The sequence below is a fragment of the Klebsiella sp. TF21-TM genome (genome assembly GCF_019753495.1).
In the GTDB taxonomy this organism is placed as follows: Bacteria; Pseudomonadota; Gammaproteobacteria; order Enterobacterales; family Enterobacteriaceae; genus Klebsiella; species Klebsiella quasipneumoniae.
Map to the genome: position 1 here is coordinate 70619 of NZ_JAIJYL010000014.1, position 26031 is coordinate 96649.

Sequence of the window (26031 nt, forward strand, 5' to 3'; positions counted from 1 at the left end):
TTTTTTATATTCACTTTTCTATTAACTGCGGGCGGCGACCAGCCGGTCGGCCTGCTCTTTAATCACCGGCCATACCGACTCAATCGCCACATCGGCGACATTCGCTTCTTCACAAACGATCTGCCTCGCTTTGTCATAGCCCGGCGCCCAGATATGATAGCCGGGCAGCCCGGTATCCTTGAGTTTGCGTTTGTTATAGAACGCCACCATCGGTTTATCGAAAGCGCGGGCGATATGCACGATCGAGGTGTCCGGCGTAATGACTAAATCACAGCTGCGAATCACCTCCACGGCGGAGTTGATGGTGCTGTCGGCGACGTACAGCGCCATATCCAGCCCCAGCTGCTGAATTTTCTCGCTGCGACCCACCATCACGATACAGACCCGGTAAGGCAGAGCATGTAGCCGCTCGACCAGGGTCGCCACCTGATGACGACAGAAGTCTTTATCCTCGGAGGCGGTAAAAGGGTTAATGGCGATGCGCAGTGCGACCTCTCCGGCCTGGGAAAGCAAGCGCGCCACTTTCTCCCGCTCATGGCGACAGCCGGGGAGATGATAGTCGTATGGCTGGTCGTCAACGACGCCAAAAAGCTTCACCACCTGCTGATAGCGCAGGGAAATATGGCTGTTGCTGTCAAAAAAAGCGATCGAATGATCGTAAAGTTTATAGGGCTCTTTATTAAAGCCAATCACGCTGGTCGCCCGTAAATCGGCGAGTAATTTAAAGCGTTCATAGCTGGTCACGTCATCAAAATCGATAACCGCATCAAAACCCGCCGCCCGTAACGTATTTAAGGACATGCGTGGTCGATATAAATATACTTGCTCAATGAATTCTGAGCCGGCTAATATTTCGCAGCATATTGGTCCGGTTAACACCGAAACCTGATATCCCCTTTCGGCCAGTATTCTGGCGCAGCCGGTGGTCACCACCATATCGCCGACTTTATCGTCCAGGCGCAATAGCAGCACGCGGCGCACGGGGGCCGGGTCGAAGGGTTTGCGCGCCGGCTTATTTCTGTATCGATAGTTAATTAAATTAAATTTAATACCGCGGAAAAAAGCGTTCTTTTTCCGCGTCAATTGTTTAAGGATACGCATACGGTACCTTGAGCTGTGTTAGCGCTGTGTGATTTTCCGCTGGTAATATTCTGCCAACGTCATGCCCTTCACCTGCGGCGCCAGCCAGCTAAAAAAGGCTTCAAGGTCAGCGTATAAACGCTCAATATCCCGTTCATTCTGGAACGTGGGGCTGCCGCCGGGCATATATTCTGAAGAGTGGAGCATATATTCCACGTAGTCATTGCCCTGCGTCAACGTTTGTTCGACGACTTTTTTCATCGTCTCCACGTTGCCGCCCATCGGACGCAGCCAGTGCACGGAGGGGGAACGCACTTTGCCGCGCAGGCGGTCGTAGCCCTGCTTCACGCTGTTCATCCACGCGGAGTGCTTGTACTGAATGCTCATCGGCACTTCCAGCAGCGGCGAGCGGCCCTCGCGGCTGATGTCATTTTCATCGAGGAAATAGGCATGCTGCGGGAAGCGACGATAATCGGTCCCGCCATCGCCCTGCGGCGCCCCCTTTGCGGTCTTCCAGTTCACCCGCGGGGTCACCGAGCAATCCACCTGATACCCGTACTCCACCAGCAGACGCGCATAGCGCTCGTCAAAGGCCCAGCGCCCGGCGCGATGACTAACCATTTTGGTCTGGAAGGTGTCCTCCAGCAGACGCGTCATATAGTCGACCTTCTCACGCATCATGGCATCGCTGTATTCAATGAGATAAGGCTTATGCCGCCAGTCATCGGCGGTCAGCGGCTCGGTCGGCGGGCTGTTCCAGGCATGCAGATGCATACCGACTTCCGCGGTGCCGCGGGCAATCACGTCTCTGGCGAATTCGATATAAAAGGGGTCGATGGCCATTTCATAATTGGTCAAATAGACCGGTTTAAAGCCATACTTTTCGCAAAGCTGCTGAAAACGCGGGAGATAACGCGCATTCTCGGTGGTGATGCTGTCATGTTTTTGCCAGAGGTTATCGCCCTCTGTATCAATCGTGATGAGAAATGCGGGATTGTGCACGAAAACGTCCTCAGGCCATACGTATCGGGTCATGGTAGAGCAATACAACGCTTCTCTCAATCTGTCTGATCCCCTAGAATCGGAACCCTTATCCTGGATGAAGAACAGAGTATGACGCCTGAAACCCTCTCCCGCAGCCCCTTGAACCCGGCGCGGATCCTGGTCATTAAGCTGCGCCATCATGGCGACATGCTGCTGATCACCCCGCTTATTCACGCGCTGAAACAGCAGTATCCCGCCGCCAGCGTGGATGTCCTGCTGTATGAAGAGACCCGGGATATGCTCGCCGCCAACCCTGAAATCCACCATATTTATGGTCTCGACCGCCGCTGGAAAAAGCAGGGGAAAAAGCATCAGCTGAAGATGCAATGGCAGCTCATTCAGACGCTGCGCCAGCAGCGATACGATATGGTGCTCAACCTTGCCGACCAATGGCCGAGCGCGATTATCAGCAAACTGACCGGCGCCGCGACGCGGATCGGCTTTGATTTTCCGAAGCGTCGCCACCCGTTCTGGCGCTATTGCCACACCGCGCTGGCCGCTACCCAACAGCATAATCAGCTGCATACGGTACAGCAGAATCTCTCTATCCTCGCTCCGCTCGGTATCCAGTTGAACGACGCCCCGGCGCGGATGGGCTACAGCGAAGCAGACTGGGCCACCAGCCGCGCCCTGCTGCCGGAGGACTTCCGGGATAACTACATCGTCATCCAGCCAACGTCGCGTTGGTTCTTCAAATGCTGGCGCGAAGACAGGATGAGCGCGCTGATCAACGCGCTGTCCGCCGAAGGGTACCCGGTGGTACTCACCTCCGGCCCCGACGATAGAGAGAAGAAGATGGTGGAGACCATCATCGCCGGCTGCCCGCAGGCGCGGCTGCACTCTTTAGCCGGCCAGTTAACGCTGCGCCAGCTGGCGGCGGTGATCGATCACGCCCGGCTGTTTATCGGCGTCGACTCGGTGCCGATGCATATGGCTGCGGCTCTCGGCACCCCGCTGGTCGCCCTGTTCGGCCCCTCGAAGCTGACCTTCTGGCGTCCATGGCAGGCGAAAGGCGAGGTGATCTGGGCAGGCGACTTCGGTCCGCTGCCCGACCCGGACGCCATCAACACCAACACCGACGAACGTTATCTCGATTTAATTCCTACCGACGCCGTGATCGCGGCGGCGAAAAAGGTACTGGCATGAGTAAATTCAGGCTGGCTCTGGTGCGGCAGAAGTACCGCCCGGACGGCGGCGCAGAACGGTTTGTCTCCCGCGCGCTGGAAGCCCTCGACAGCAGTCATCTGCAGCTGAACGTCATCACCCGCGAATGGCAGGGGCCGGTGAAACCGGACTGGCAGATCCATATCTGTAATCCGCGCAAATGGGGGCGCATCAGCCGCGAGCGCGGGTTTGCCAACGCCGCGCGGGCGCTCTGGCAGCGCGAATCTTTCGACCTGGTGCAGAGCCATGAGCGTATTCCCGGCTGCGATCTCTACCGCGCCGGCGACGGCGTTCATCGCCGCTGGCTGCAACAGCGCTCGCGCATTTTACCGGCCTGGAAAAGCCGCCTGCTGTTTGCCGACCGCTACCACCGTTATGTGATGCAAGCGGAACGGGAGATGTACGAAGACCCGCATCTGCGCGGGGTGATCTGCAACGCCGAGATGATCAAACGCGAGATCATCGAAGACTTTGGCCTGCCGGCGGACAAGATCCACGTTATCTATAACGCCATTGATAACCAGCGTTTCCTGCCGCCGGGCGAAGAAACCTTTGCCGCCTTACGCGCCAAATGGCAGTTGCCGCTGCAGGCGACCTGCCTGATTTACGTCGGCTCCGGCTTTGAGCGTAAAGGGCTGGCGGCGGCGATCCGCGCCATCGCCCCGACCGATCGCTATCTGCTGGTGGTTGGCAAAGATAAAGATCAGCCGCGCTATCAGGCGCTGGCGAAGAGTCTCGGCTGCGAAGCGCGGGTGCGCTTCTTCGGCATGCAGTCGGAGACGCTGCCGTTCTATCAGATGGCCGATGGCCTGCTGCTGCCGACCCTCTACGATCCGTTCCCCAACGTCATCCTTGAGGCAATGGCCTGCGGTCTGCCGGTGATCACCACCACCGGCTGCGGCGGGGCGGAGTTTATCGTCAACGGCCACAACGGTTACGTCTGCGACGCCCTGGATATCCCGGCGCTACAGCAGGCGGTGATGGCCCTGCCTGCCCGCGCGCTGGGCTCCGCGGAAGGCGACCGCGCCCGCGAGCGCATCATGGCCTGCACCAGCGAACGCCTCTCAACCCAGCTGCTTTCCCTTTATCAGGATCTGGTGAAATAACGATGCGCATCTTATTTGTGATTGACGGATTGCCCGGCGGCGGCGCGGAGAAAGTGGTTCTCACCCTGGCGGCGCAGTTCCTGCGCGACGGCGATCGGGTCTCGCTCATTTCGCTACGCGACGTCTGCGAGTACCCATTGCCCGAGGGGCTCGACTACCAGGTGGTGGCCGATCGCTGCCGCAAACCGTGGCGCAAGCTGACCGAGCTGTCCCGCCGCGCCCGCCAGCTGGACGCCGCGGTCATCCGGGCCGAGCAGCAGGGACAATTTGACCTTGTGCTCTCCAACCTGCACAAAACCGACCGCATCGTCGCCCGCAGCCGGGCGCTGCGCGAGCGCAACGTCTGGTTCTGCCTGCACGGCGTCTTCTCGGCCTCTTATCTTGGTCACCGTACCGGCTTTGACCGCTGGATGAAGCAGCAGAAAATTAAGCGGATTTACCAGGGGCGCAACGTGGTGGCGGTTTCCGACGCCGTGGGGCGCGATCTGGTGGACGCCTTCGCCCTGCGCCCGGCGCAGCTGAAAACCATCTATAACCCCTTCGATATCGCCGCCCTGCGCGCCGGGGCGGAAGCCGACAGCGAGCGCCCGGACGGCGACTACCTGATTCACGTCGGCCGCTTCCATCCCGGCAAACGCCACGACCGCCTGCTCGAAGCCTACGCGCAAAGCGGCATCGACGCGCCGCTGGTGCTGTTAGGCCAGGGGAAACCGGAGCAAGAGCAGCGCCTGCGCCAGCTGGCCAAAACGCTGCAGATTGACGACCGGGTGTGGTTCAAAGGTTTTCAGGAAAACCCCTTACCGTGGATCAAAGGCGCGCGGATGCTGGTTTTGAGCTCGGATAGCGAAGGATTCGGCAATGTGGTGGTGGAGGCGCTGCTGTTGCATACCCCGGTCGCCAGCACCCGCTGCCCCGGCGGCATCACCGAGATCCTCACCGGCGAACTTGCCCGCGGTCTGGCGGATCTCACCAGTCCGGCGCTGGCTCAGACGATGCAAAGCATTTACCATAACCCGCCGGCCATCGACGATGCCGCGCTGGAAAAATTCAGCGTCGTGTCCATTTGTCAGCAGTACCGTCAGCTGCAGCGCATCTGACGCCGTTAGTTAACCAGGATCGAAGATTTATGAGTCAAACGCCTTTACTGAGCATCGTGGCTGCCGTCTACAACGGTGAGAAATTTCTTGCGCAATTCTTTGAGTGCATTGAACAGCAGCAGCTGGACAGCTATGAACTGATCCTGGTGAACGATGGGTCGACGGACAACAGCCTGGCGGTGATCGCCGAATGGCGGGATCGGCTGCAGAACGTCCAGGTGCTGGAGCAGGAAAACCAGGGCGTCTCGGTCGCGCGCAATACCGGCCTGGCGGTTGCCAGCGGCAAGTATCTCGCGTTTCCGGACATCGACGATAAACTCTATCCGGGCATGTATCGCACGCTGCTGGAGATGGCGGAGAAAGCACATCTCGATGTCGCCACCTGCAACGGCACCTACGTGTACGAAAAGCGCCGCGAGAGCCACCCGATCTTTCCGCTGGATCGCTTGCCCTCGACCGGTGTGCTGCCGGGCCATGTCTGGCTCAAGCAGGCCCTGGATTCGCGAAAATTTCTGCACGTCACCTGGCTCAATATCTATCGCCACGATTTTATCCGCCAGCATCACTTCCATTTCGAGCCCGGCCTGCGCCATCAGGATATCCCTTGGACCACAGAGGCGCTGCTGGCCGCGGAGCGCGTGCAGTACACCAGTCAGCAATTCTATGATTACTACATCCACTCTGAGTCGGTGTCGCATAAGCCGGACAACGACGACACGCTGATGCGTTCGGCGCGCCATTACATGAAAATTCTGGAGATGCTGGAGGCGATCAACCAGCGTTACCCGGACAAAGTGCGCCATATCGCCGCCTGTCGCTGGCAGATCGCCAAAGAAGGCCTGGGGATCATCCACACCTTCGACAGTATGAAAGATGAGTCGAAAAAGCATGTTATCATTAAAGAATTCTTCGACCGCGGTATCTGGCGGTTAATCTGGAAAAACGCCTGTACTTTCCGTTTACGCTGGCGCCTGGGACGCCGTTATCTGCGTATTAAGCGTTATCGCCACGGGGGATAGACCAAAAACCCGCTGTTTCCGCCAAAGAGATAGCTTTACGCGGGCTAAATGCTTAGAATTTGCCCGCCAAAACAGAGAACGGATAAATAGTTTGGAATTGCTTTATACCACCCTACTTTACCTTATTCAGCCGCTGGTGTGGCTGCGGCTGCTGCTGCGCAGTCGTAAGGCTCCTGCCTACCGTAAACGCTGGGCGGAACGCTATGGCTTCTGTCAGAACAAGGTAGAGCCGGATGGCATTCTGCTGCACTCCGTTTCCGTCGGCGAGACCTTAGCCGCCATCCCGCTGGTTCGCGCCCTGCGCCACCGCTACCCTTCTCTGCCGATCACCGTCACCACCATGACGCCGACCGGCTCCGAGCGCGCCATGTCGGCCTTCGGCAAAGATGTCCATCACGTCTATCTGCCCTACGATCTGCCCGGCGCCATGAACCGCTTCCTGGACACCGTTCAGCCGAAGCTGGTGATCGTCATGGAGACCGAACTGTGGCCGAATATGGTAGCCGCGCTGCATAAGCGTAAGATCCCGCTGGTGATTGCCAACGCGCGCCTGTCCGAACGTTCCGCCAAAGGCTATGCCAAACTGGGCGGCTTTATGCGCCGCCTGTTGAGCCGTATTACGCTTATCGCCGCGCAGAATGAAGAAGATGGCAACCGCTTCCTCGCGCTGGGACTGAAGCGCAACCAGCTGGCGGTCACCGGCAGCCTGAAATTCGATATCTCCGTCACGCCAGAGCTGGCGGCCCGCGCGGTGACGCTGCGCCGGCAATGGGCGCCGCACCGCAAAGTCTGGATTGCCACCAGCACCCACGATGGCGAAGAGCAAATTATCCTCCAGGCGCATAAAAAGCTGCTGGAGACCTTTCCGAACCTGCTGCTGATCCTTGTTCCTCGCCATCCGGAGCGCTTCCCTGACGCCCGCGACATGGTGCAAAAAGCCGGAATGAGCTTCACTCTGCGCAGCACCGGCGAGATCCCCTCCTCCAGTACCCAGGTGGTCATTGGCGATACCATGGGCGAACTGATGCTGCTCTACGGCATTGCCGACCTCGCTTTCGTCGGCGGCAGCCTGGTGGAGCGCGGCGGCCATAACCCGCTCGAGCCGGCGGCGCACGCCATTCCGGTGCTGATGGGGCCGCATACCTTCAATTTCAAAGATATCTGCGCCAAGCTGCAGCAGGACGATGGCCTGATCACCGTCACCGACGCTAACTCGCTGGTCAAAGAGGTTTCCACGCTGCTGACCGATGAAGACTACCGCCTGTGGTATGGCCGTCACGCGGTGGAAGTGCTGCACCAGAACCAGGGCGCGCTGTCGCGTCTGCTACAGTTACTGCAACCTTACCTGCCGCAGCGGAGTCATTAATGTCGAACCGGCTTTCCGTGGTGATGATCGCCAAAAACGCAGCGGACCTGCTGCCGGATTGTCTGGACTCCGTTAGCTGGGCGGATGAAATTATCGTCCTCGACTCCGGCAGTACCGACGGCACCGTCGAGCTGGCTCGCCGCCTCGGGGCGCAGGTCTATACCCATACCGACTGGCGAGGCTATGGCATTCAGCGCCAGCGCGCGCAGGACTACGCCACCGGCGACTGGGTGTTGATGATCGATACCGATGAGCGCGTCACGCCGGAACTCAGGCAGGCTATTCTTACGGTACTGGCAGCCCCGCAGCGCGGCGCCATCTACAGCATCGCCCGCCGTAACTATTTTCTCGGACGCTTTATGCGCCACAGCGGTTGGTACCCCGATCGCGTCCTGCGCCTGTACGAACGCGCCCGTTACCGCTATAACGATAATCTGGTCCATGAATCGCTGGATAGCCTGGGCGCCGAGGTCATTCCGTTGACCGGCGATCTCCTGCATCTGACGTGCCGCGACTTCGCTGGCTTTCAGCAAAAACAGCTGGCGTATGCCGCCGCATGGGCGCTAGAACGCCACCAGAAGGGCAAGAAGACCTCGATGGCGGGGATATTCAGCCACACGCTGGGCGCGTTCCTGAAAACGCTGCTGCTGCGCGGTGGGGTGCTGGACGGTAAGCAGGGCTGGTTACTGGCGATGGTCAACGCGCAGTATACGTTTACGAAATATACCGAGCTGTGGGCGCTGAGCCACGGCTACTCGGAGAAAGAGTCATCATGAGCACAAAAGCGATCTATCCGGGTACCTTCGATCCCATCACCAATGGCCATATCGATATCGTCACCCGCGCGGCGAGTATGTTCGATAAAGTGGTGCTGGCTATCGCCGCCAGCCCGAGTAAAAAGCCGATGTTCAGCCTTGATGAACGTATTGCGCTGGCGGAGCAGGCGACGGCCCACCTGGTGAATGTTCAGGTGGTCGGCTTCAGCGACCTGATGGCCAGCTTCGCGCGCGCGCAGCAGGCCAATATCCTGATCCGCGGCCTGCGGGCGGTGGCGGATTTCGAATATGAGATGCAGCTGGCCCATATGAACCGCCATTTGATGCCCACCCTTGAGAGCGTGTTCCTGATGCCGTGCAAAGAGTGGTCGTTTATCTCCTCTTCGCTGGTCAAAGAAGTCGCGCGCCACCAGGGCGATGTCTCTCACTTCCTGCCAGCCAACGTCCACCAGGCGCTGTTGAATAAGCTGAAGTAACGCATCTGCTGGGGCATGTGCCAGGCTGGCGCTGCGCTCACCTGGCCTACAAACGTCCCCGGCCCACCAGATGCGCACCCGCAGGTCCGCTGACCTGGCCGACAATCATTCCTGTTCCGGTGACTATTTCTGACACTGGCGGCAATAAAAGGTCGCCCGCTGGGCATGCTTGGTCCCGACAACCGGCGTGCCGCAGATCCGGCAGGGTTCGCCCTTGCGGCCATAGACCTGTAGCTCCTGGGCAAAATAGCCGGGCTTGCCATCGCTTTGCAGGAAGTCCTTCAGCGTGGTGCCGCCCTGCTCTATCGAACGCAGCAGGACCAGCTTAATCACCTTCACCAGCTGCTCGCACTCGTCCCGCGACAGTGAGGACGCCAGCCTGTCAGGGTGGATCCCGGCGGAGAACAGCGATTCACTGGCGTAGATATTGCCGACGCCCACCACCAGCTTGTTATCCATCAGCCAGGGTTTGATCGCGGTTTTCTTCTTCGCGCATTTCTGCTGGAGATAATCGGCGTTGAAGGCGTCGCTCAGCGGCTCCGGCCCCAGATGCGCCAGCACCGGGTGGCCTTCCAGCTCTTTGGTCCACAGCCAGGCGCCAAAGCGGCGCGGATCGGTATAGCGCAGGACTTTACCGTTACTCATAACCAGATCAACGTGATCGTGTTTTTCCGCAGGCAGCTCTTCGCTCAGGATGCGCAGGCTTCCCGACATCCCGAGATGGACAATGATCCAGCCGTTCGGGAGTTCCAGAAGCAGGTATTTGGCGCGACGACGCACGCTGAGCACCGGAACGTCGCTCAGGCGATAAATCTCTTCAGAAACCGGCCAGCGCAGCCGTCCGTTGCGCACGACGGCGTGCAGAATGGTTGCGCCAACCAGGTGCGGCTCAATGCCGCGGCGGCTGGTTTCAACCTCTGGTAATTCAGGCATGATTTTCCTCCATTAACCCGGCGTATTGTGCTTCACGGACAGGTGGCTGAAAAGGGAGTGTGTGAAAGCAATATGGGGGAGTTTTAAAAACAAAAAACCCCGCCGGAGCGGGGTTTTTATACAAGGAGGCTAAAATTATTTGATTTTAGCTTCTTTGTAGATAACGTGCTGACGTACAACCGGATCGTACTTTTTCAGTTCCATTTTTTCCGGTTTGGTACGTTTGTTCTTCGTGGTGGTGTAGAAGTGACCAGTACCAGCGGAAGAAACCAGCTTGATTTTCTCACGAATACCTTTAGCCATGATTTATTTCCTCTAAGTACTTAGTACTTTTCGCCACGGGCACGCAGTTCAGCCAGAACTGTATCGATGCCTTTCTTATCGATTACACGCATACCTTTAGCAGATACGCGCAGGGTGACAAAACGCTTCTCGCTCTCAACCCAGAAACGGTGAGAGTGCAGGTTCGGCAGGAAACGGCGTTTAGTCGCGTTCAGTGCGTGGGAACGGTTGTTACCGGTCACCGGACGCTTGCCAGTAACTTGGCAGACTCGGGACATGTCTATTCTCCAAAAATCAAATTAGCTCGAGCTTCGTATGGGGTATTGGCGCCTCGTCAGGCTTTACAGCCTGGTCATCGCAGTTCAATGTGAACTCTCGACTGCCAGGCCCAAATGCCAAACCCGAGATTCTCAAAGGTGGCGTAGTATACGCTGACTCGGCGATGTGCTCAAGTCCCGAACAGACAAAGATCCCGAAGGATCGCCAGTTCGGGGCTAAATCCAGCCACGTTCGGCAAAAGATACATACGCACCGCGGCCGATAACCAGATGGTCAAGCACGCGTATCTCCATGAATCGACAACACTTTACCACCCTTTCGGTAATCAGCCTGTCAGCCTGACTCGGCTCCGGACTACCGGAGGGATGATTATGCGCAAGGATCACGGCGGCGGCGTTCACTTTGATGGCTTCGCGTACAATTTCTCGCGGATGCACCTCAACGTGGCTAAGAGTACCAGAAAAAAGGCGGCTATGTTTCAACACGCGGTTCTGATTATCTAAAAAGATCACCATAAAGATCTCGCGCTCCTCTTCCGTCAGCTGGCTTTGCAAAAATTCCCGCGTCATCGAGGGGGTGACCAGCGCGGCCTCCTCAACCAGCTGCGAGCTAAAATAGCGCCGCGCCAACTCGGCAATTCCCTTCAGTTGCGCATATTTCGCCAGCCCCAGCCCGTCAACGGCAACCAGTTGCGCTTTATCAGCGGAAAGCAGAGCGTAGAGCGAACCAAAACGCTGCAATAACGCCTGGGCGTAGCTCAGCACATCCTGACGGCGTGTGCCAATGCGCAGAAACAGCGCCAGTAGCTCAACGTCCGTCAGCGCCTCGATGCCGAATTGCAGCATCTTCTCCCGTGGCATCAGATTTTCCGTTCCGTCCATGCGCCCTCCTGCGTGAATCAGCCTATCCTGGCACAACCTGACGACGCTGCCGACCCGCCGCTTTTCACCCTGCGTAGCCGCTCGCAAAGTGAATGCCCGTCAGAGGCACGACGGCGGCAGGATTGTGATAAGATGCGCGGATTCTGGTCTACGGCAACAGGAATACATCATGATGACTCTGGCGGGTAAAAAAATCGTCCTGGGCGTCAGCGGCGGTATCGCGGCGTATAAAACCCCGGAACTGGTACGGCGACTACGTGAACGCGGCGCGGAAGTGCGTGTCGCAATGACGGAGGCGGCAAAAGCGTTCATCACCCCACTCAGCCTGCAGGCGGTATCCGGCTATCCGGTTTCCGACAGCCTGCTCGATCCGGCGGCGGAAGCGGCCATGGGCCATATTGAGCTCGGAAAATGGGCCGACCTGGTGATCCTCGCCCCGGCGACCGCCGATTTGATCGCCCGCGTGGCGGCAGGCATGGCCAATGATTTGGTGTCGACGATCTGTCTCGCCACCCCTTCCCCGGTTGCCCTCTTGCCCGCCATGAACCAGCAGATGTATCGCGCGCAGGCCACCCAGCATAATCTGCAGACGCTCGCATCCCGCGGCCTGCTGCTGTGGGGACCGGACAGCGGTAGCCAGGCCTGCGGCGACGTCGGCCCGGGGCGAATGCTCGATCCGTTAACCATCGTGGAGATGGTCGCACAGCATTTCGCCTCCCCTGTCAAAGATTTGCAACATCTCAACCTCATGATTACCGCGGGCCCGACCCGTGAGCCGTTGGATCCGGTACGTTACATCTCAAACCACAGCTCCGGTAAGATGGGCTTCGCGATTGCCGCCGCCGCCGCACAGCGCGGCGCGAACGTGACCCTGGTCAGCGGACCGGTATCGCTACCGACACCGCCCTTTGTGCAGCGCATTGATGTCACTACCGCGCTGGAAATGGAAGCGGCCGTCCAGGCCAGCGCTCAGCAGCAGCACATTTTTATTGGCTGCGCCGCGGTGGCGGATTACCGCGCCGCCGCCATCGCCGAAGATAAAATAAAAAAACAAGGTGATGAATTAACAATAAAAATGGTTAAAAACCCGGATATCGTCGCCGGGGTTGCAGCGCTAAAATCGCATCGCCCCTACGTCGTTGGGTTTGCCGCCGAAACGAATAATGTGGAAGAATATGCGCGGCAAAAACGTGCCCGCAAAAACCTCGACCTGATTTGCGCCAACGATGTTTCCCAGCCTAATCAGGGATTTAACAGCGATAGCAACGCATTACACCTTTTCTGGCAGGATGGGGAAAAGCGCTTACCACTTGAGCGCAAGGAACTCCTGGGCCAATTATTACTCGACGAGATCGTGACCCGTTATGATGAAAAAAATCGACGTTAAGATTCTGGACCCGCGTGTCGGCCAGCAATTTCCGCTGCCGACCTATGCCACCTCCGGCTCCGCCGGACTTGACCTGCGAGCCTGTCTCGACGACGCCGTAGAGCTGGCGCCGGGCGCAACCACGCTGTTGCCGACCGGCCTTGCGATTCATATCGCCGATCCCTCTCTGGCGGCGGTGATCCTGCCGCGCTCGGGCCTGGGTCATAAGCACGGCGTGGTGCTGGGCAACCTGGTGGGCCTTATCGACTCCGATTACCAGGGGCAACTGATGGTGTCCGTCTGGAACCGCGGTCAGCAGAGCTTTATTATCGAGCCGGGCGAACGTATCGCGCAGATGGTCTTTGTGCCGGTCGTGCAGGCGGAATTTAACCTGGTGGAATCTTTCGATGCCACCGACCGCGGCGAAGGCGGCTTCGGTCACTCAGGGCGTAAATAAGCCCAGCAACACGGAATCTGCATCCCAACGCGCATAATGCAATAACATCACCGCAAACTCTGGTTTGCGGTCGCGTTGTGGATGTCTGCCTGACAAGTGCTTATTTTCAGGGGTATTTTAAAACATGGCAGAAAAGCAAACTGCGAAACGGAATCGTCGCGAAGAAATACTTCAATCTCTGGCGCTAATGCTGGAATCCAGCGATGGTAGCCAACGTATTACCACCGCGAAACTGGCGGCTTCCGTCGGCGTTTCTGAAGCCGCGCTGTATCGCCATTTTCCCAGCAAAACCCGCATGTTTGACAGCCTGATCGAGTTCATTGAAGACAGTCTGATTACGCGCATCAATTTGATTCTGAAAGATGAGAAGGACACATCCGCGCGCCTGCGCCTGATTGTTCTGTTGATTCTTGGGTTTGGCGAGCGTAATCCTGGGCTGACGCGCATCCTCACCGGACACGCGCTGATGTTCGAACAGGATCGGCTGCAGGGCCGTATCAACCAGCTTTTTGAACGCATCGAAGTGCAGCTGCGTCAGGTGATGCGCGAGAAAAAAATGCGCGAAGGCGAAGGCTATAGTCTCGACGAAACGCTGCTGGCCAGCCAGCTGCTGGCCTTCTGCGAGGGCATGCTGTCGCGCTTTGTGCGCAGCGAGTTCAAATACCGTCCGACGGATGATTTCGACGCCCGCTGGCCGCTGGTCGCCGCACAGCTGCAGTAGTTTTTTTGCATTGCCCGGTAGCGCTCTGCTTACCGGGCTTTTTCGTTACACGCCGTAGGCTTCGCGATAAGCGCGAACTGCCGCCAGGTGTTCCGCCATCTCCGGTTTCTCTTCCAGGTAAGCGATCAGCTCTTTCAAGGTGACGATCGAGATAACCTGGCAGCCGTAATCCCGCTCCACTTCCTGAATGGCGGAGATTTCGCCGCGGCCGCGCTCCTGACGATCCAGGGAGATCAGCACACCCGCCAGCTGCGCGCCGTTGGCCTGGATGATCTCCATGGATTCGCGAATCGCCGTACCGGCGGTGATCACATCATCCACCAGCATGACCCGGCCCTGCAGTGGGCTACCGACCAGATTGCCGCCTTCGCCGTGAGTCTTTGCCTCTTTACGGTTAAAGCAGTAAGGCAGGTCGCGGTCATGGTGTTCGGCTAACGCCACCGCGGTGGTGGTGGCAATCGGGATCCCTTTGTAGGCCGGGCCAAACAGCAGGTCGAACTCAATCCCGGAATCCACCAGCGCCTCGGCATAAAAACGGCCCAGCAGAGCCAGATCGCGCCCGGTGTTAAACAGGCCGGCGTTAAAGAAATAGGGGCTCTTACGCCCGGATTTCAGCGTGAACTCGCCAAACTTAAGAACCTGCTTGCTAAGCGCAAACTCAATAAACTGGCGCTGATACGGCTTCATGGATTCGCTCCTCATCTTACTTTTTTACGGTCAAAAAAAAGGCGACTTCTCAGTCGCCTTAAAAACTAATCTACTAACGCCGCCTTCTGCGTCGTAATAATGGATTCGATCCCCCCTCGGGCTAACGCCAGGAGAGTGAGGAGCTCTTCATGGGTGAACGGCTCGCCTTCTGCCGTACCCTGCACCTCGATGATGCGACCATCTTCGGTCATCACCACGTTCATATCGGTTTCCGCGGCAGAGTCTTCGATGTACTCCAGATCGCAGATGGCTTCGCCATTAACGATCCCAACAGAGACCGCCGCCACCATCCCTTTCATCGGGTTAGTTTTCAGCTTGCCGGCCGCCACCAGCTTATTCAGCGCGTCGGCCAGCGCCACGCAGGCACCGGTAATAGACGCGGTGCGGGTGCCGCCGTCGGCCTGCAGCACATCGCAGTCGAGGGTGATGGTAAACTCGCCCAGCGCTTTCAGATCAACCGCCGCGCGCAGCGCACGAGCGATCAGGCGCTGAATTTCCATCGTCCGGCCGCCCTGTTTGCCTTTTGCCGCTTCACGCGCGTTACGCGTGTGCGTTGAACGCGGCAGCATGCCATATTCAGCGGTGATCCACCCCTGTCCCTGTCCTTTCAGGAAACGCGGTACGCCTTCGTCAATGGAGGCGGTGCACAGCACTTTGGTATCACCGAATTCAACCAGCACAGAGCCTTCAGCGTGTTTTGTGTAATTACGGGTCAGGGTAACGGGGCGCACCTGGTTGGCGCTACGACCTGCTGGACGCATGATAGAAATCTCCGGCTTGAAACGAATGTAAGGCCGCATTATACGAATTTCATGGCGAAAAGCCTATGCCAACACCTGCCGGGCGCGCACATAATGTCAGTCCAGCGTTTTCCGATAAGATTTCAACCCTACGCCGATCACTATCACCGCCAGGCCAATCAGCGGCAACAGATCGGGTAATAATGCCGTCGCAGAATACCCTTTCAGCATAATGCCCTTTACCAACCGGATGAAGTAGGTCAGCGGCAAACAGGAGCCAATGGCTTTCGCCCAGTCGGGCATACTAATAAAAGGACTGATAAAGCCAGACAGCATAATGGAAGGGATAAAATAAAATGACGACATTTGCAGCGCCTGCAGTTGGTTTTGCGCTATGCCAGAAATACCAATGCCGATTGACAGGCAGAGGAAGACATAAATTAACAACACTAAAAAAAGCAGGAAAACGCTGCCATGAAGAGGAATATCGAATAACAGAACGGCGGCAATCAGAATTAACGTCGCCTGAAACAGGCCAATGATAACAAAAGGTGTTATCTTACCAACAATGACCTCAAGCCCGGTCAAAGGAGAAACCAGTAAATTTTCTAACGCACCGTTTTCTCTCTCACGAGTAATCGACAGAGCGGTCATCAGGATCAAGGTTGTACTGAGTATCGACCCCATAATACCGGGAATCGTATTAAACTGGGTGATCCCCTCCGGGTTAAACATGCGATGGATAATAAGCTCAAAATCATCCTCTTTTTGCTCTACACGCATTTCACCCGGCAAGTCTTGCTGAAACATCGATTTCGCAACCTGCACCAGAGCACTTAACGCATTTCCCGTGGTCATCGGATCGATAGCATCCCCCTGAATGAGCAGCTGAGGTTTTTCTCCACGCAGCATCTTGCGCGTAAACCCCTCGGGGATCGTTACGATAAAAGTGACATCACCTCGAACAAATGCTTTCTGAGCTGCCTCTTCAGAATCGACAGGTATCATCGAAAAATATCCGGTATTTTGCGCTCCTGTCACAAAAACCTGACTCATGCGTTCGCTATCGTAATTCAGTAATGCGGTAGGAAGATGATGCGGGTCCATATTTATCGCATAGCCAAGAATGATCAGCTGAAAAATAGGGGTAAGGAGTACCATGCTGATACTGACTTTATCACGACGTAATTCGTGGATCTCCTTAATAACCACACCGAACCAGCGGGTTAGAGAGAAGTTTAATTTAATTTTTTTCACAATTGTTTTTCATCAGATAGGTAAATGCGTCTTCCAGATTGGTATCGACCTGGCAGAACTCATAACCCTGTTGTTTAAAAGCAAATAGCGCGGATGCTAACTTCGCTTCATCTCTGGAAGTAACATAAAGCTGATTGCCAAAAATGACCGTTTGTTCAATATCCGGCAAGCGCTGGAGCTGCCTTTCAAGCACCGTCAGCCCAGCGCCGCTGGTTCTCACGGTAATAAGATTCTGCGAAGCGATAATCGATGCAATAGTGCCATTCGCCAGTAGCCGGCCATAAGAGAGGTAAGCAACTTTATGGCAGCGCTCAGCCTCGTCCATATAATGCGTACTCACCAGTATTGAGATCCCTTTGTCAGAGAGCTGATGCAGCATTTGCCAGAACTCCCGTCGCGCTTTTGGATCCACGCCAGCGGTCGGTTCATCCAGAAACAGCAAAACAGGTTCATGCAACATGCAGGCGGCGAGGGCCATTCTTTGCTTCCAGCCGCCAGAAAGTTCCTTAGCCAGCTGGTGCTGTCGGGAAGTAAGACCTAATTCTGTAAGCGCATCCTCAACCCGGGCCTTACGCTGGTCGAGGCCATATAATCGTGCAATAAAAAATAAGTTTTCCCGAATAGTTAAATTTCCCCACATCGAGAAATACTGAGTCATGTAGCCTATCTTTTGTTTTATTTTTTCCCGCTGAGTGAAGATGTCCATACCCAGACAAAAACCTTCACCTGAATCGGGCGTAATCAAACCGCACATCATCCGTATCGATGTCGTTTTTCCGCTACCGTTCGGACCAAGAAAACCATAAATCTCGCCTTTTGCCACCTGTAATGAGAAATCCTTTACGACATGATGTTCGCCAAAATGTTTATTGAGATTTTTCACATCAATACAAAGATTATTCATTGCCAATAATCTCCACATCAAACGGCTGGCCGATTTTCATCCGTTCAGCCTGCTCCAGGATAGGGATCGCCTCGGCCATAAAAATAAGTTTTTCACGGCGTTTCGTACTGTAAATAACCGGGGGCGTAAACTCTGCTTCAGGACTGATATAATTAATAACGCCAGGAATAGGTTCTGCACAACCGTCGCATAAAAGTCTTACCTTCGTCCCGATATTAAATTTACCAAGCATCGCCTCGGGTATAAAGAAGCGTACTTTTATATTCTCAGGTGGTAACAGACTGATTATTGGTCTGCCGGCTGAAGGACGCTCCCCAACACGATATATAATATCAAAAACTTTGGCATTTATTGGAGATACAATCGTCGTTTGCTGAACATCCCGAAGCGCTTTATCACGTTCGAGTTTTGCCGCGGCCACCATCGAGAGCTGTTGGCTAATTTCATCCTGACGGGCCGGTAGTTGCCGTGCCTTGAGTTGATTAATTAACTCTTCAACCTGTGCGCCTTTTTGCGTTAACTCATCCCTGATATCCTCCCATTCCGCCCGCGATATGGCATGGTTGGCATAAAGATGACGATATCGCCCAAGCTGCCGCTTTACCTGTGATTCTGCCGATTGGGCTTTTTTTAGCTGTGACCGTATAATATCCAGCTCTTCTGGCCGCTCTCCCGATTTCAGATTTCGTAACACTGCGCTCTCAGCTGAAAGTTTTTCTTCAGCACGCAGGAAAATATTTTGTGCATCGAAGGAGTCAATCTTCACTAACTCCTGTCCTGGAATGACATTATCGCCCTTATTAATGAAGATTCGTTCTATTTTTTCATTACCAGAATAAGAAAGGTATACAAATTCACCATGTGAATAACCGGATAGCATGTTATCCGGTTTGTTATCACATCCCGAGAGTACTAGCATCGAAATCATGACAAAGCATTTAGTTACTGACTTTTGCATTAAAACGTATCCATACGCATATCATTTCCCTTATTACTGACGGCTGGATTAAAGCATTATTACTCCAGTACCCGTTAGTCATCGTCAACTCAGTCTTTTAAATAATGTTTAACGTATACTTCATTCAATTTATCAATAGCGCTCAGATTTAACCCAGCTATCGAGTTAAAAGCCTCATCTTTAGTAAATGAAATAATCGACGATCCACCTGGTGAGAACCATTTAGCAGTCTGTTTAAAAGGCCAGGGCAGCTTATAACCTTTTTCTCTCAGAAGATGATTTAACATACTCCAGTCTTCGCTAAAATCGTTTCCGCTAAAAGGACTATCGCTTTGTGTAGTTTCTACCGTGAACAGGGCTATTGGTGTACAAAAATCAGTCGTGGTGGGAAAGTACATATTATAAAAACTCACAATCAGTTTCTGTACCTCTTCAGGAAAAGATCCTGGGATAGTCAACACACCTAATAAATATTTATAGTTGGGGTATCTTTTTATAAAATCGAATATACCTTGCCATAAATAATCAAGAACATTACCTTTTTGATAAGGTTTCTGGATAAAGCCACGACCTATTTCTACACACTGCTCTAAGCACAAATAGGCGCTATCATGATATTTAAATAAGCTATTACTATAGAGGCCAGCTATTCCATGGCGGGCGAGTTGCTCGCCAACAGGAACGAGACGGTACGCCCCCAGAATTTCTGTTTCAGCAGGATCCCACAATATAATGTGATAATAACTTTCATCAAAAATATCATTATCTCTATCTTTACCGGACCCTGAACCAATATCGCGATAACAGCGTTCGCGTAAGCGTCCTAACTCATCAATAATTGGTGAGAAACGGCCAGTATTACAGCGATAAATCAATAATTTTCTTCCATCATCAAACTGTCTTAATATTTCGCACTCATCTATCGCACTTATTAAATCCTCTCTATCTTCTTTTAGTCCTTGTGGCGAAATCGTATCGACAAGAGCTGCTCCATTCTTCCCTATGCTCTGGAGGTGCATCAAACATACATTAGCTGCTGCAGAAAGATCTTCATTGTATTTTTGCAATGAAGATAAGGTTATTTGCTGTCCGATATTGATTCCCATGGTCTTTCCACGATGGCGGAGAGCTTCACGAATAACCATTATATTTGACAGTTGCCGCCAGATCGTTGCAGTAAGATAATAAACGTTACTGTTTTTACCCGTAATATGAATAGGCACCAGCGCCGCATTATTTCTCATCGCCAGCTGTAAAAAACCGGGGTTCCACTTATGCTCCTGTAAACCTGAAAGAGACCAGTTAGCCAGTTTACCCGCTGGACATATAATTAATACGCCTCCCTCTCGCAGATGATTGTTCATCTCTCTAAATTTTTTATGGCTCATCTTACCGGCCATATTTTCAATACCAATGGTCAGTTCTGCCACCTGTGGAAATATAATTGGCAAAATGTGGTTGGCAATTATTTTTATATCTTTCCTCACCCGGGAGACCGTATGTATTAAAGCAAGACCATCGATGACTGTTGGATGATTTGAAATAACAACCGCTGCCCCATTTTCGGGTATGTTATTAAATTGATGCTGTTCGGTTGCACATTGCAATTCAAGGAGATCGACGACCGAATTAACCCATTCGACTCCACTTTGATTAACTAACCGATCGTTATATATTATACGAGTAAATTTCTTATTGCCGAAAGCGGACCTGAAAAGCCATTTTTTCCAAAAGGGTATATTTGTATTTGGGAAAAATTCTCTAATGACTTTATCAAAGATAGTGTCCATATTAAAATCCTTTTATAGAACTCATCTAAAATGACTATACTCGCGATCTTGCTGCCGGACAATACTACATAAAGTTAAATCATTGCCATTACAAAACAAATAAATATAATTAAATTGATTATATTCATGAAGAGAATGCACCCAACAGAGATATTAATACTTTTGTCATATTGAATTCAGAAAAAACATACATAATAGTTAAAGGTAATACCCCATAACATTTTTGGCGGTTATACTTTGTAAAAAATACAACGATATAGCTTTAAGACGATACAAAAACATGTGGATGATCATACTCACATTCAATAATAAAAATAGGCCTACGGTTTTTCACTCTTTTTTATTCTGCCTGAAAGCAGGGAGAGATAGCTTTACTGCGAATAGACAGAATTCATTTGATAAAAATTAACAGCATAATGATGCTTAAGCCGCGAAAGAATCAAAGCTTATTTCCTATCCGCTATAAAAGGATAGATTTCACTAAGCAAAGTAATCGCATTAAATACACCGAAGCTATGTCCCTTAAAAAATCAGTCTTGAAGTATTTCATCACTATTCCTGTTAAGTCACCGCTGGCATAGCTATAATCCTTGCATTCATTATTACGAAAACAGGAACGTCTATGATCCGCAGTATGACCGCCTATGCCCGCCGTGAAATCAAGGGTGACTGGGGTAGCGCCGCATGGGAGCTGCGCTCGGTAAACCAGCGCTATCTGGAAACGTACTTCCGCCTGCCGGAGCAGTTCCGTAGCCTGGAGCCCGTGGTACGCGAGCGCATTCGCGCCCGCCTGACTCGCGGTAAAGTCGAATGCACCCTGCGTTTTGAACAAGACCCCAGCGCTCAGGGCGAACTGATTCTCAACGAAAAGCTGGCTAAACAGCTGGTTAACGCTGCCAACTGGGTAAAAATGCAGAGCGATGAAGGGGAAATCAATCCGGTTGATATCCTGCGCTGGCCGGGCGTGATGGCCGCCAAAGAACAGGATCTTGACGCCATCGCCGCCGACATTCTGGCAGCCCTTGACGGCGCGCTGGATGACTTCATCGTCGCTCGCGAAACGGAAGGCCAGGCGCTGAAAGCGCTTATCGAGCAGCGTCTTGAAGGCGTGAGCGGCGAAGTGGCGAAAGTTCGCGCCCATATGCCGGAAATTCTCCAGTGGCAGCGCGAGCGTCTGGTCGCCAAGCTGGAAGATGCGGAAGTGCAGCTGGAGAATAACCGTCTCGAGCAAGAGCTGGTGCTGATGGCGCAGCGTATCGACGTTGCCGAAGAGCTGGACCGCCTCGAAGCCCACGTAAAAGAGACCTACAACATTCTGAAAAAGAAAGAGGCTGTGGGTCGCCGTCTCGACTTTATGATGCAGGAGTTCAACCGTGAGTCGAACACCCTGGCGTCAAAATCGATCAATGCCGAGGTCACCAACTCTGCGATTGAGCTGAAAGTGCTGATCGAGCAAATGCGCGAGCAGATCCAGAATATCGAGTAATCTCAGATACCTTTCTGAAGGCCGGTTTACCGGCCTTTTTTCATTCATTTCAAAAGCACTATTTTTTATCCAGTACCCGGCAGGTCAAAAACGCCCCTGCCGCGCACAGCAGCGTCGGGGCCAGATAGCTGTGATCCATGTGGGTGAACTCCATCACCAGCACCACCGCCGTCAGCGGCATCTGCATGGAGGCGGCGAGAAAAGCGGCTGCCCCCACCAGGGCGAAACTGCTTTCATCTCCGCCAGGGAACCCTGATTGCCAGAGCGCGCAGAGCAGCAGGCTGGCCAGCCCGCCCACCGCCAGCCCCGGGGTTAACAACCCGCCTTCCGCGCCGCCGCGCAACACCGCCAGGATCACCACCAGCTTCAGCCCTAACAGGATCGCGACCATGGAGTGAGGCAGCCCGTCGCTGAGCGCCAACTGCATCGGCCCCTTGCCATTGCCCGGTAGCGCAGGGAACCAGAGGCTAAGGACGGCCAGAAGCGAAAACGCCAGCAGACAGAACACCGGCATCTGCCAGTTACTTCGCACGCGTGAACGCGCTGCGCTGGTCGCTTTGCGAAAGAGCCAGGCGCCGGCGCCAAGAATCGGGCCCGCCAGAATCGCCCACCAGAGAAAGGTGTGCGGAAGCGCGCTGGAAACAAAATGGTATTGCGATTCATCCCCTAACCCGAGGGTGGCCGTCCAGGCGGCAATCGCCGAGGTCATTATCGCCGCCAGCGTTTTTTCCCAGCTAAACGACAGCAGCATGACCTCGAGGGTGAACAACGCCCCTGCCAGCGGGACGTTATACACCGCCGCCAGGCCCGCGCCCGCCCCACAGGCAATCAGCGTACGGGTTTCATCCTCCAGCAGGCGCAGCTTACGCGCCACCATCCCCGCTCCCAGCGCGCCCATTTCCCGAGGAGCCACTTCGCGGCCAAGCGGGGACCCCAGCGCTACGGTGACGATCTGCAGCAGAGCGTGGATCGTCGTGGTGCCCGCGGGCATGGGGACGGAAGGGTTAGCCACCGCCGCGGCAATGGAAACCCGCTTCTGCCCATAGCGACCAAGCAGCCACCAGCCAAATCCGGCGACGATGCCGCCGGCCACGATTGCCGCGATGCGACGTGGCCAGGGCGACGCCGTGACGCCCTGTAAAAATGATACCGAACCGACGATATGCGCTGGACTGTAGCCAAAAGCCAGGTGCTGAATGGCATGTAAAATCAGCGCCAGCGCCATACCGGAGAGACCGGCCAGAATCCCGGTTAATGCCACGGCCATCAGGCGAGTCAGAGAATGTTTGTTCCCGGCGGCGACACGCATTTTCTCATCTCCTCGAGAAAGAAAATAAAAGGATAAAGGTCGGGACTTAAACATTAGGTATTCATAGCGTTTTCAATATAGATAACCGATCGGGAATAAGACATTACTTTTTCTAATCTGTAAAAATTCAAAAAATAATACTTAACCGCCAAATAAAGCCAATTTAAGCCATGTTGTCATTACTTTTTCCTGGCCTAACGACTTCACTTTAGAAAATATCAATCGTGATCCTGCGCACAAATCGTTAACCTGCCGGCCACTGTCTGGGGGGATCTATGCTGCTTCATGTTCTGTATCTAATCGGTATCACCGCGGAAGCCATGACCGGAGCGCTGGCTGCCGGTCGTCGGCGGATGGACACGTTTGGCGTCATTATTATCGCCACCGCGACCGCGCTGGGCGGGGGTTCTGTTCGCGATATCCTGCTGGGACACTATCCTCTCGGCTGGGTGAAGCATCCGGAATACGTCATCATTGTCGCCGTCGCCGCCGTCCTTACCACAATTGCCGCCCCGGTAATGCCGCACCTTCGCCGGCTTTTCCTGGTGCTGGATGCGCTGGGGCTGATCGTGTTTTCCATCATCGGCGCGCAGATCGCCCTGGATATGGGCGAAGGCCCGGTTATCGCCTCTATTGCTGCGGTCATCACCGGCGTTTTCGGCGGCGTACTGCGCGATATGTTCTGCAAGCGCATTCCGCTGGTCTTCCAGAAAGAGCTGTATGCCGGGATCTCGTTTGCCGCAGCGGTACTCTATATAGCGCTGCAACACTACGTCAGCAGCCACGATGTGGTGGTCCTGGCCACGCTGCTGTTCGGCTTTACCGCCCGCATGCTGGCGCTGCGCTGGAAGCTCGGGCTACCGGTCTTCCACTACACCCACGACGCCCACTAACCGCCTCAAAACCCGGGGATGCGCTGCCTGCTAAGCCATTGCGCCAGCGCCGCCACGTCAGGGTCATGCAGGAAAGCCACTAACTGTCGGGCTCTGATCGCCCCCACGCCCGGCAGCGTGCGCCATTGCGCTTCACTCTTTGCCGTGAGGAGGCGCCAGTTTTCACTGCCAGGCTGCGCCAGCGCCCCCTGGGGCACCGGGATCCCCATCGCCAGCACCCAGCGTATAAAAGGCCGTTTACGAATAAGATCAAACTGATGCCAGAGGTGCTGCCCGCGGGCAGCCGAGATCCCCGGCATCGCCTGCAGCTGCTCCGGCGTGAGCGCCAGCCAGGAAAAAAGATGCTCCATCGGGTGCTGCTGCTGAATAACGCGCCATACGCTTTCCCCTACGCCATCGATATCCAGCGCCGACTTTGATGACAACCAGACCAGCCGGGAAAGAAACTGTTCGCTGCACTCGGGGGTGGCGAAATAGCAGGTTAGCGCATTGAATTTCGCCGTCGGCGGCGTCGGTTTATGGCGCTCGACCGTCCGCCAGACAACAGCGTCGATCCGTGGAATACCCTGGCCTGCCAGACTGATCTGCAGCTGATCGCCAACCCCGATATCCAGCGCCTGCCAGCGGCTCACAGAGCCAACGTTAACCCGCTGCACGCGTTTGTCATCCAGCCGCTGGGGCTCAAGCTCAGCCACTACGTTGAGTCTGCCGCTGCGGCCAGTACTGAAATGGATCGCCCGTACCCCCATCACCCGCGATGCCGGAGGATATTTCCAGGCTGCCAGCCACTCGCCCCTTCCCGGTGACCAGACGCGCCCCGAAGGTTCGCGTCCTTCACGCACAATCACGCCATCGCTGACGAAGGGGAGCGGCGAGCGATACCAGCGCTGGCGCCACTCCGCCACCTGCTCAACGCGCGTTACCGAATGGGTGTATTGTCCGCTGTAGCCAAACCCCGCCTGCGCCAGCAGCTGCTGTCGACGGCGCATATCCGAGGGACCGTCTGGCCAGGCCCAGATAAAAACGTCCAGCTGGCTGAGCGGCGGCGCCGCCGCGTCAGCCCGCATCATCAACCCGGCGACTTTCGCCCGCGCGTTCATTCCGCCAGCCTGCTCCTGAATATGCCCCTCCCGACGCAGAAATAGCTCCCCCTGCAGCACGCTGTTGGCCAATTCGCCGGTCGTCAGCTTCGCCAGCGCCGGGATCTGCCGCGCTCGGGCGGTCCACAACTCACCGCGCAGGCCATCCCCGCGGCTGATAGCCTGAACCAGATGCCCCTGGCGATAGACCAGGGTGACCGCCACGCCGTCCACTTTAGGCTGTACCCACAGGTCGGCTTTATTTTTCATCCAGCGGGCCACGCTGGCCTCATCCGCCAGCTTGCGCACGCCGGTATGGGCGACCGGATGACGCGTATCGCCGGTCAGCGGAGGCAGATCGTCATCCTCCGGCGTCGCGCCCGGAAAGCATTGCCGCCACTGCGCCAGGCGCAGGGTGAGCTGGTCGTAAACGTCATCGCTCACCTCGCTGGCGCCCTGTCGCCAGTAAGCCTCGTTCCAGGCGTCAATCTGCTGATGTAGACGTGCGATCTCCTGTCTGCCTTTGGCCGGCGGCCAGTCCGGACACGACGCCAGCGCGCTGGCGGAGAACATCCCTATCGCCAGCCACCCTCCTCCTTTACGCATTGCTGTCCCCTCCTTCATCACCTGGCGGAGAGTCTGCGGCAGAATGCCGGAAACCGCGACGGGCGCTTTTTCACCCTGCGAAGCGCCTTCCAGGATTTACACCTCGTTGCAGCAACGGCTGGCGAATTCAGGAAAACGGCAGGCAAAATGAAAGAAACAGCGGCAAAAAGTGTGACAAGGACTGCGTCACGCCGCGGCGACGTGTATAATAGGCTCGTATGTAGGACCTCTTTCGATAACCACATACAAAAGAC

Annotated in this window: 26 protein-coding genes; 12 read left to right on the forward strand and 14 right to left on the reverse strand. The window is 55.1% G+C overall.

All coding sequences use genetic code 11. The features are described 5' to 3' along the window. Positions 1-21 precede the first annotated feature (21 nt). Together K5R89_RS14970 and K5R89_RS14975 are read right to left on the reverse strand one after the other, a co-directional pair. The gene (locus K5R89_RS14970) at positions 22-1101 is read right to left on the reverse strand and encodes a glycosyltransferase family 9 protein (RefSeq protein WP_171005042.1); all 1080 of its coding nucleotides are present in this window, start codon (positions 1099-1101) and stop codon (positions 22-24) included. Between the two features lie 18 nt (positions 1102-1119). Continuing rightward, positions 1120-2082, reverse strand: coding sequence for a polysaccharide deacetylase family protein (locus K5R89_RS14975; RefSeq protein WP_023291361.1), 963 nt, complete (start codon positions 2080-2082; stop codon positions 1120-1122). A gap of 111 nt (positions 2083-2193) precedes the next feature. On the opposite strand from K5R89_RS14975, the gene rfaQ reads away from it, so the two are divergent. The 7 genes from rfaQ to coaD all read left to right on the forward strand — a co-directional run bounded on the left by rfaQ (position 2194) and on the right by coaD (position 9128). After that, the gene (gene rfaQ / locus K5R89_RS14980) at positions 2194-3270 is read left to right on the forward strand and encodes a putative lipopolysaccharide heptosyltransferase III (protein WP_217220521.1); all 1077 of its coding nucleotides are present in this window, start codon (positions 2194-2196) and stop codon (positions 3268-3270) included. Next, positions 3267-4394: a glycosyltransferase family 4 protein gene (locus tag K5R89_RS14985; RefSeq protein WP_023291363.1), complete on the forward strand. Its 1128-nt coding sequence runs from the start codon at positions 3267-3269 to the stop codon at positions 4392-4394. Before rfaQ ends, K5R89_RS14985 begins: the two co-directional genes overlap by 4 nt. A 2-nt stretch (positions 4395-4396) precedes the next feature. Then, positions 4397-5491 carry a glycosyltransferase gene (locus K5R89_RS14990; RefSeq protein WP_217220519.1) on the forward strand — a complete coding sequence of 365 codons (1095 nt, stop codon included), beginning with the start codon at positions 4397-4399 and terminating at the stop codon, positions 5489-5491. 29 nt (positions 5492-5520) lie between these two features. Beyond that, positions 5521-6510 (forward strand): glycosyltransferase, encoded by a 990-nt coding sequence (locus K5R89_RS14995; RefSeq protein ID WP_217220516.1) that lies wholly within the window; start codon positions 5521-5523, stop codon positions 6508-6510. A 91-nt stretch (positions 6511-6601) separates the two neighbouring features. Next, positions 6602-7876 carry a lipid IV(A) 3-deoxy-D-manno-octulosonic acid transferase gene (gene waaA, locus K5R89_RS15000; RefSeq protein ID WP_004205065.1) on the forward strand — a complete coding sequence of 425 codons (1275 nt, stop codon included), beginning with the start codon at positions 6602-6604 and terminating at the stop codon, positions 7874-7876. After that, on the forward strand, positions 7876-8652 hold the full coding sequence (locus K5R89_RS15005) for a glycosyltransferase family 2 protein (protein WP_032454366.1): 777 nt from the start codon (positions 7876-7878) through the stop codon (positions 8650-8652). Before waaA ends, K5R89_RS15005 begins: the two co-directional genes overlap by 1 nt. Continuing rightward, complete coding sequence (coaD, locus tag K5R89_RS15010; protein ID WP_004205067.1) at positions 8649-9128, forward strand: pantetheine-phosphate adenylyltransferase; 480 nt, start codon at positions 8649-8651, stop codon at positions 9126-9128. The genes K5R89_RS15005 and coaD overlap by 4 nt, the downstream gene beginning before the upstream one ends. Before the next feature lie 123 nt (positions 9129-9251). Here the strand turns inward: coaD and mutM are convergent, their stop codons facing one another. The 4 genes from mutM to radC all read right to left on the reverse strand — a co-directional run bounded on the left by mutM (position 9252) and on the right by radC (position 11503). After that, positions 9252-10061, reverse strand: coding sequence for a bifunctional DNA-formamidopyrimidine glycosylase/DNA-(apurinic or apyrimidinic site) lyase (mutM, locus tag K5R89_RS15015; RefSeq protein ID WP_032454367.1), 810 nt, complete (start codon positions 10059-10061; stop codon positions 9252-9254). A gap of 135 nt (positions 10062-10196) precedes the next feature. Further along, positions 10197-10364, reverse strand: a complete 168-nt coding sequence (gene rpmG, locus K5R89_RS15020; RefSeq protein ID WP_002922510.1) for a 50S ribosomal protein L33 — start codon at positions 10362-10364, stop codon at positions 10197-10199. 20 nt (positions 10365-10384) lie between these two features. Next, on the reverse strand, positions 10385-10621 hold the full coding sequence (gene rpmB / locus K5R89_RS15025) for a 50S ribosomal protein L28 (RefSeq protein WP_000091955.1): 237 nt from the start codon (positions 10619-10621) through the stop codon (positions 10385-10387). Positions 10622-10837: 216 nt separating this feature from the next. After that, entirely contained in the window at positions 10838-11503 is a 666-nt protein-coding gene (gene radC / locus K5R89_RS15030; RefSeq protein ID WP_017900054.1) for a DNA repair protein RadC, read from the reverse strand. A 172-nt stretch (positions 11504-11675) separates the two neighbouring features. Here radC and coaBC point away from each other — a divergent pair, with 172 nt between their 5' ends. The 3 genes from coaBC to slmA all read left to right on the forward strand — a co-directional run bounded on the left by coaBC (position 11676) and on the right by slmA (position 14047). Beyond that, a complete protein-coding gene (gene coaBC, locus K5R89_RS15035; RefSeq protein WP_050533623.1) occupies positions 11676-12890 on the forward strand; it encodes a bifunctional phosphopantothenoylcysteine decarboxylase/phosphopantothenate--cysteine ligase CoaBC in 1215 nt (404 codons plus the stop codon). Continuing rightward, positions 12868-13326: a dUTP diphosphatase gene (gene dut / locus K5R89_RS15040; protein WP_004145270.1), complete on the forward strand. Its 459-nt coding sequence runs from the start codon at positions 12868-12870 to the stop codon at positions 13324-13326. The genes coaBC and dut overlap by 23 nt, the downstream gene beginning before the upstream one ends. Positions 13327-13450: 124 nt before the next feature. After that, positions 13451-14047 (forward strand): nucleoid occlusion factor SlmA, encoded by a 597-nt coding sequence (slmA, locus tag K5R89_RS15045; RefSeq protein ID WP_050533485.1) that lies wholly within the window; start codon positions 13451-13453, stop codon positions 14045-14047. Between the two features lie 45 nt (positions 14048-14092). Here the strand turns inward: slmA and pyrE are convergent, their stop codons facing one another. The 6 genes from pyrE to K5R89_RS15075 form a co-directional block, all read right to left on the reverse strand. After that, a complete protein-coding gene (gene pyrE / locus K5R89_RS15050) occupies positions 14093-14734 on the reverse strand; it encodes an orotate phosphoribosyltransferase (RefSeq protein ID WP_004205073.1) in 642 nt (213 codons plus the stop codon). Positions 14735-14799: 65 nt separating this feature from the next. Next, on the reverse strand, positions 14800-15516 hold the full coding sequence (rph, locus tag K5R89_RS15055) for a ribonuclease PH (RefSeq protein WP_004205074.1): 717 nt from the start codon (positions 15514-15516) through the stop codon (positions 14800-14802). 96 nt (positions 15517-15612) lie between these two features. Further along, entirely contained in the window at positions 15613-16752 is a 1140-nt protein-coding gene (locus K5R89_RS15060) for an ABC transporter permease (RefSeq protein WP_048335572.1), read from the reverse strand. Next, positions 16739-17656, reverse strand: a complete 918-nt coding sequence (locus tag K5R89_RS15065) for an ABC transporter ATP-binding protein (protein WP_101997453.1) — start codon at positions 17654-17656, stop codon at positions 16739-16741. The genes K5R89_RS15060 and K5R89_RS15065 overlap by 14 nt, the downstream gene beginning before the upstream one ends. Beyond that, a complete protein-coding gene (locus tag K5R89_RS15070; protein WP_276097429.1) occupies positions 17649-18614 on the reverse strand; it encodes an HlyD family secretion protein in 966 nt (321 codons plus the stop codon). Before K5R89_RS15070 ends, K5R89_RS15065 begins: the two co-directional genes overlap by 8 nt. Before the next feature lie 89 nt (positions 18615-18703). Further along, entirely contained in the window at positions 18704-20404 is a 1701-nt protein-coding gene (locus K5R89_RS15075; protein WP_110237994.1) for a lysophospholipid acyltransferase family protein, read from the reverse strand. Positions 20405-21026: 622 nt separating this feature from the next. On the opposite strand from K5R89_RS15075, the gene K5R89_RS15080 reads away from it, so the two are divergent. Next, on the forward strand, positions 21027-21890 hold the full coding sequence (locus K5R89_RS15080; RefSeq protein WP_002922636.1) for a YicC/YloC family endoribonuclease: 864 nt from the start codon (positions 21027-21029) through the stop codon (positions 21888-21890). A 58-nt stretch (positions 21891-21948) separates the two neighbouring features. On the opposite strand, the gene K5R89_RS15085 is transcribed toward K5R89_RS15080, so the two are convergent. Beyond that, positions 21949-23199: a chloride channel protein gene (locus K5R89_RS15085; protein WP_217220513.1), complete on the reverse strand. Its 1251-nt coding sequence runs from the start codon at positions 23197-23199 to the stop codon at positions 21949-21951. Positions 23200-23474: 275 nt separating this feature from the next. Here K5R89_RS15085 and K5R89_RS15090 point away from each other — a divergent pair, with 275 nt between their 5' ends. Beyond that, a complete protein-coding gene (locus K5R89_RS15090) occupies positions 23475-24092 on the forward strand; it encodes a trimeric intracellular cation channel family protein (protein ID WP_002922654.1) in 618 nt (205 codons plus the stop codon). A 5-nt stretch (positions 24093-24097) separates the two neighbouring features. Here the strand turns inward: K5R89_RS15090 and ligB are convergent, their stop codons facing one another. Further along, complete coding sequence (gene ligB / locus K5R89_RS15095; protein ID WP_217220510.1) at positions 24098-25777, reverse strand: NAD-dependent DNA ligase LigB; 1680 nt, start codon at positions 25775-25777, stop codon at positions 24098-24100. Positions 25778-26031 lie beyond the last annotated feature (254 nt).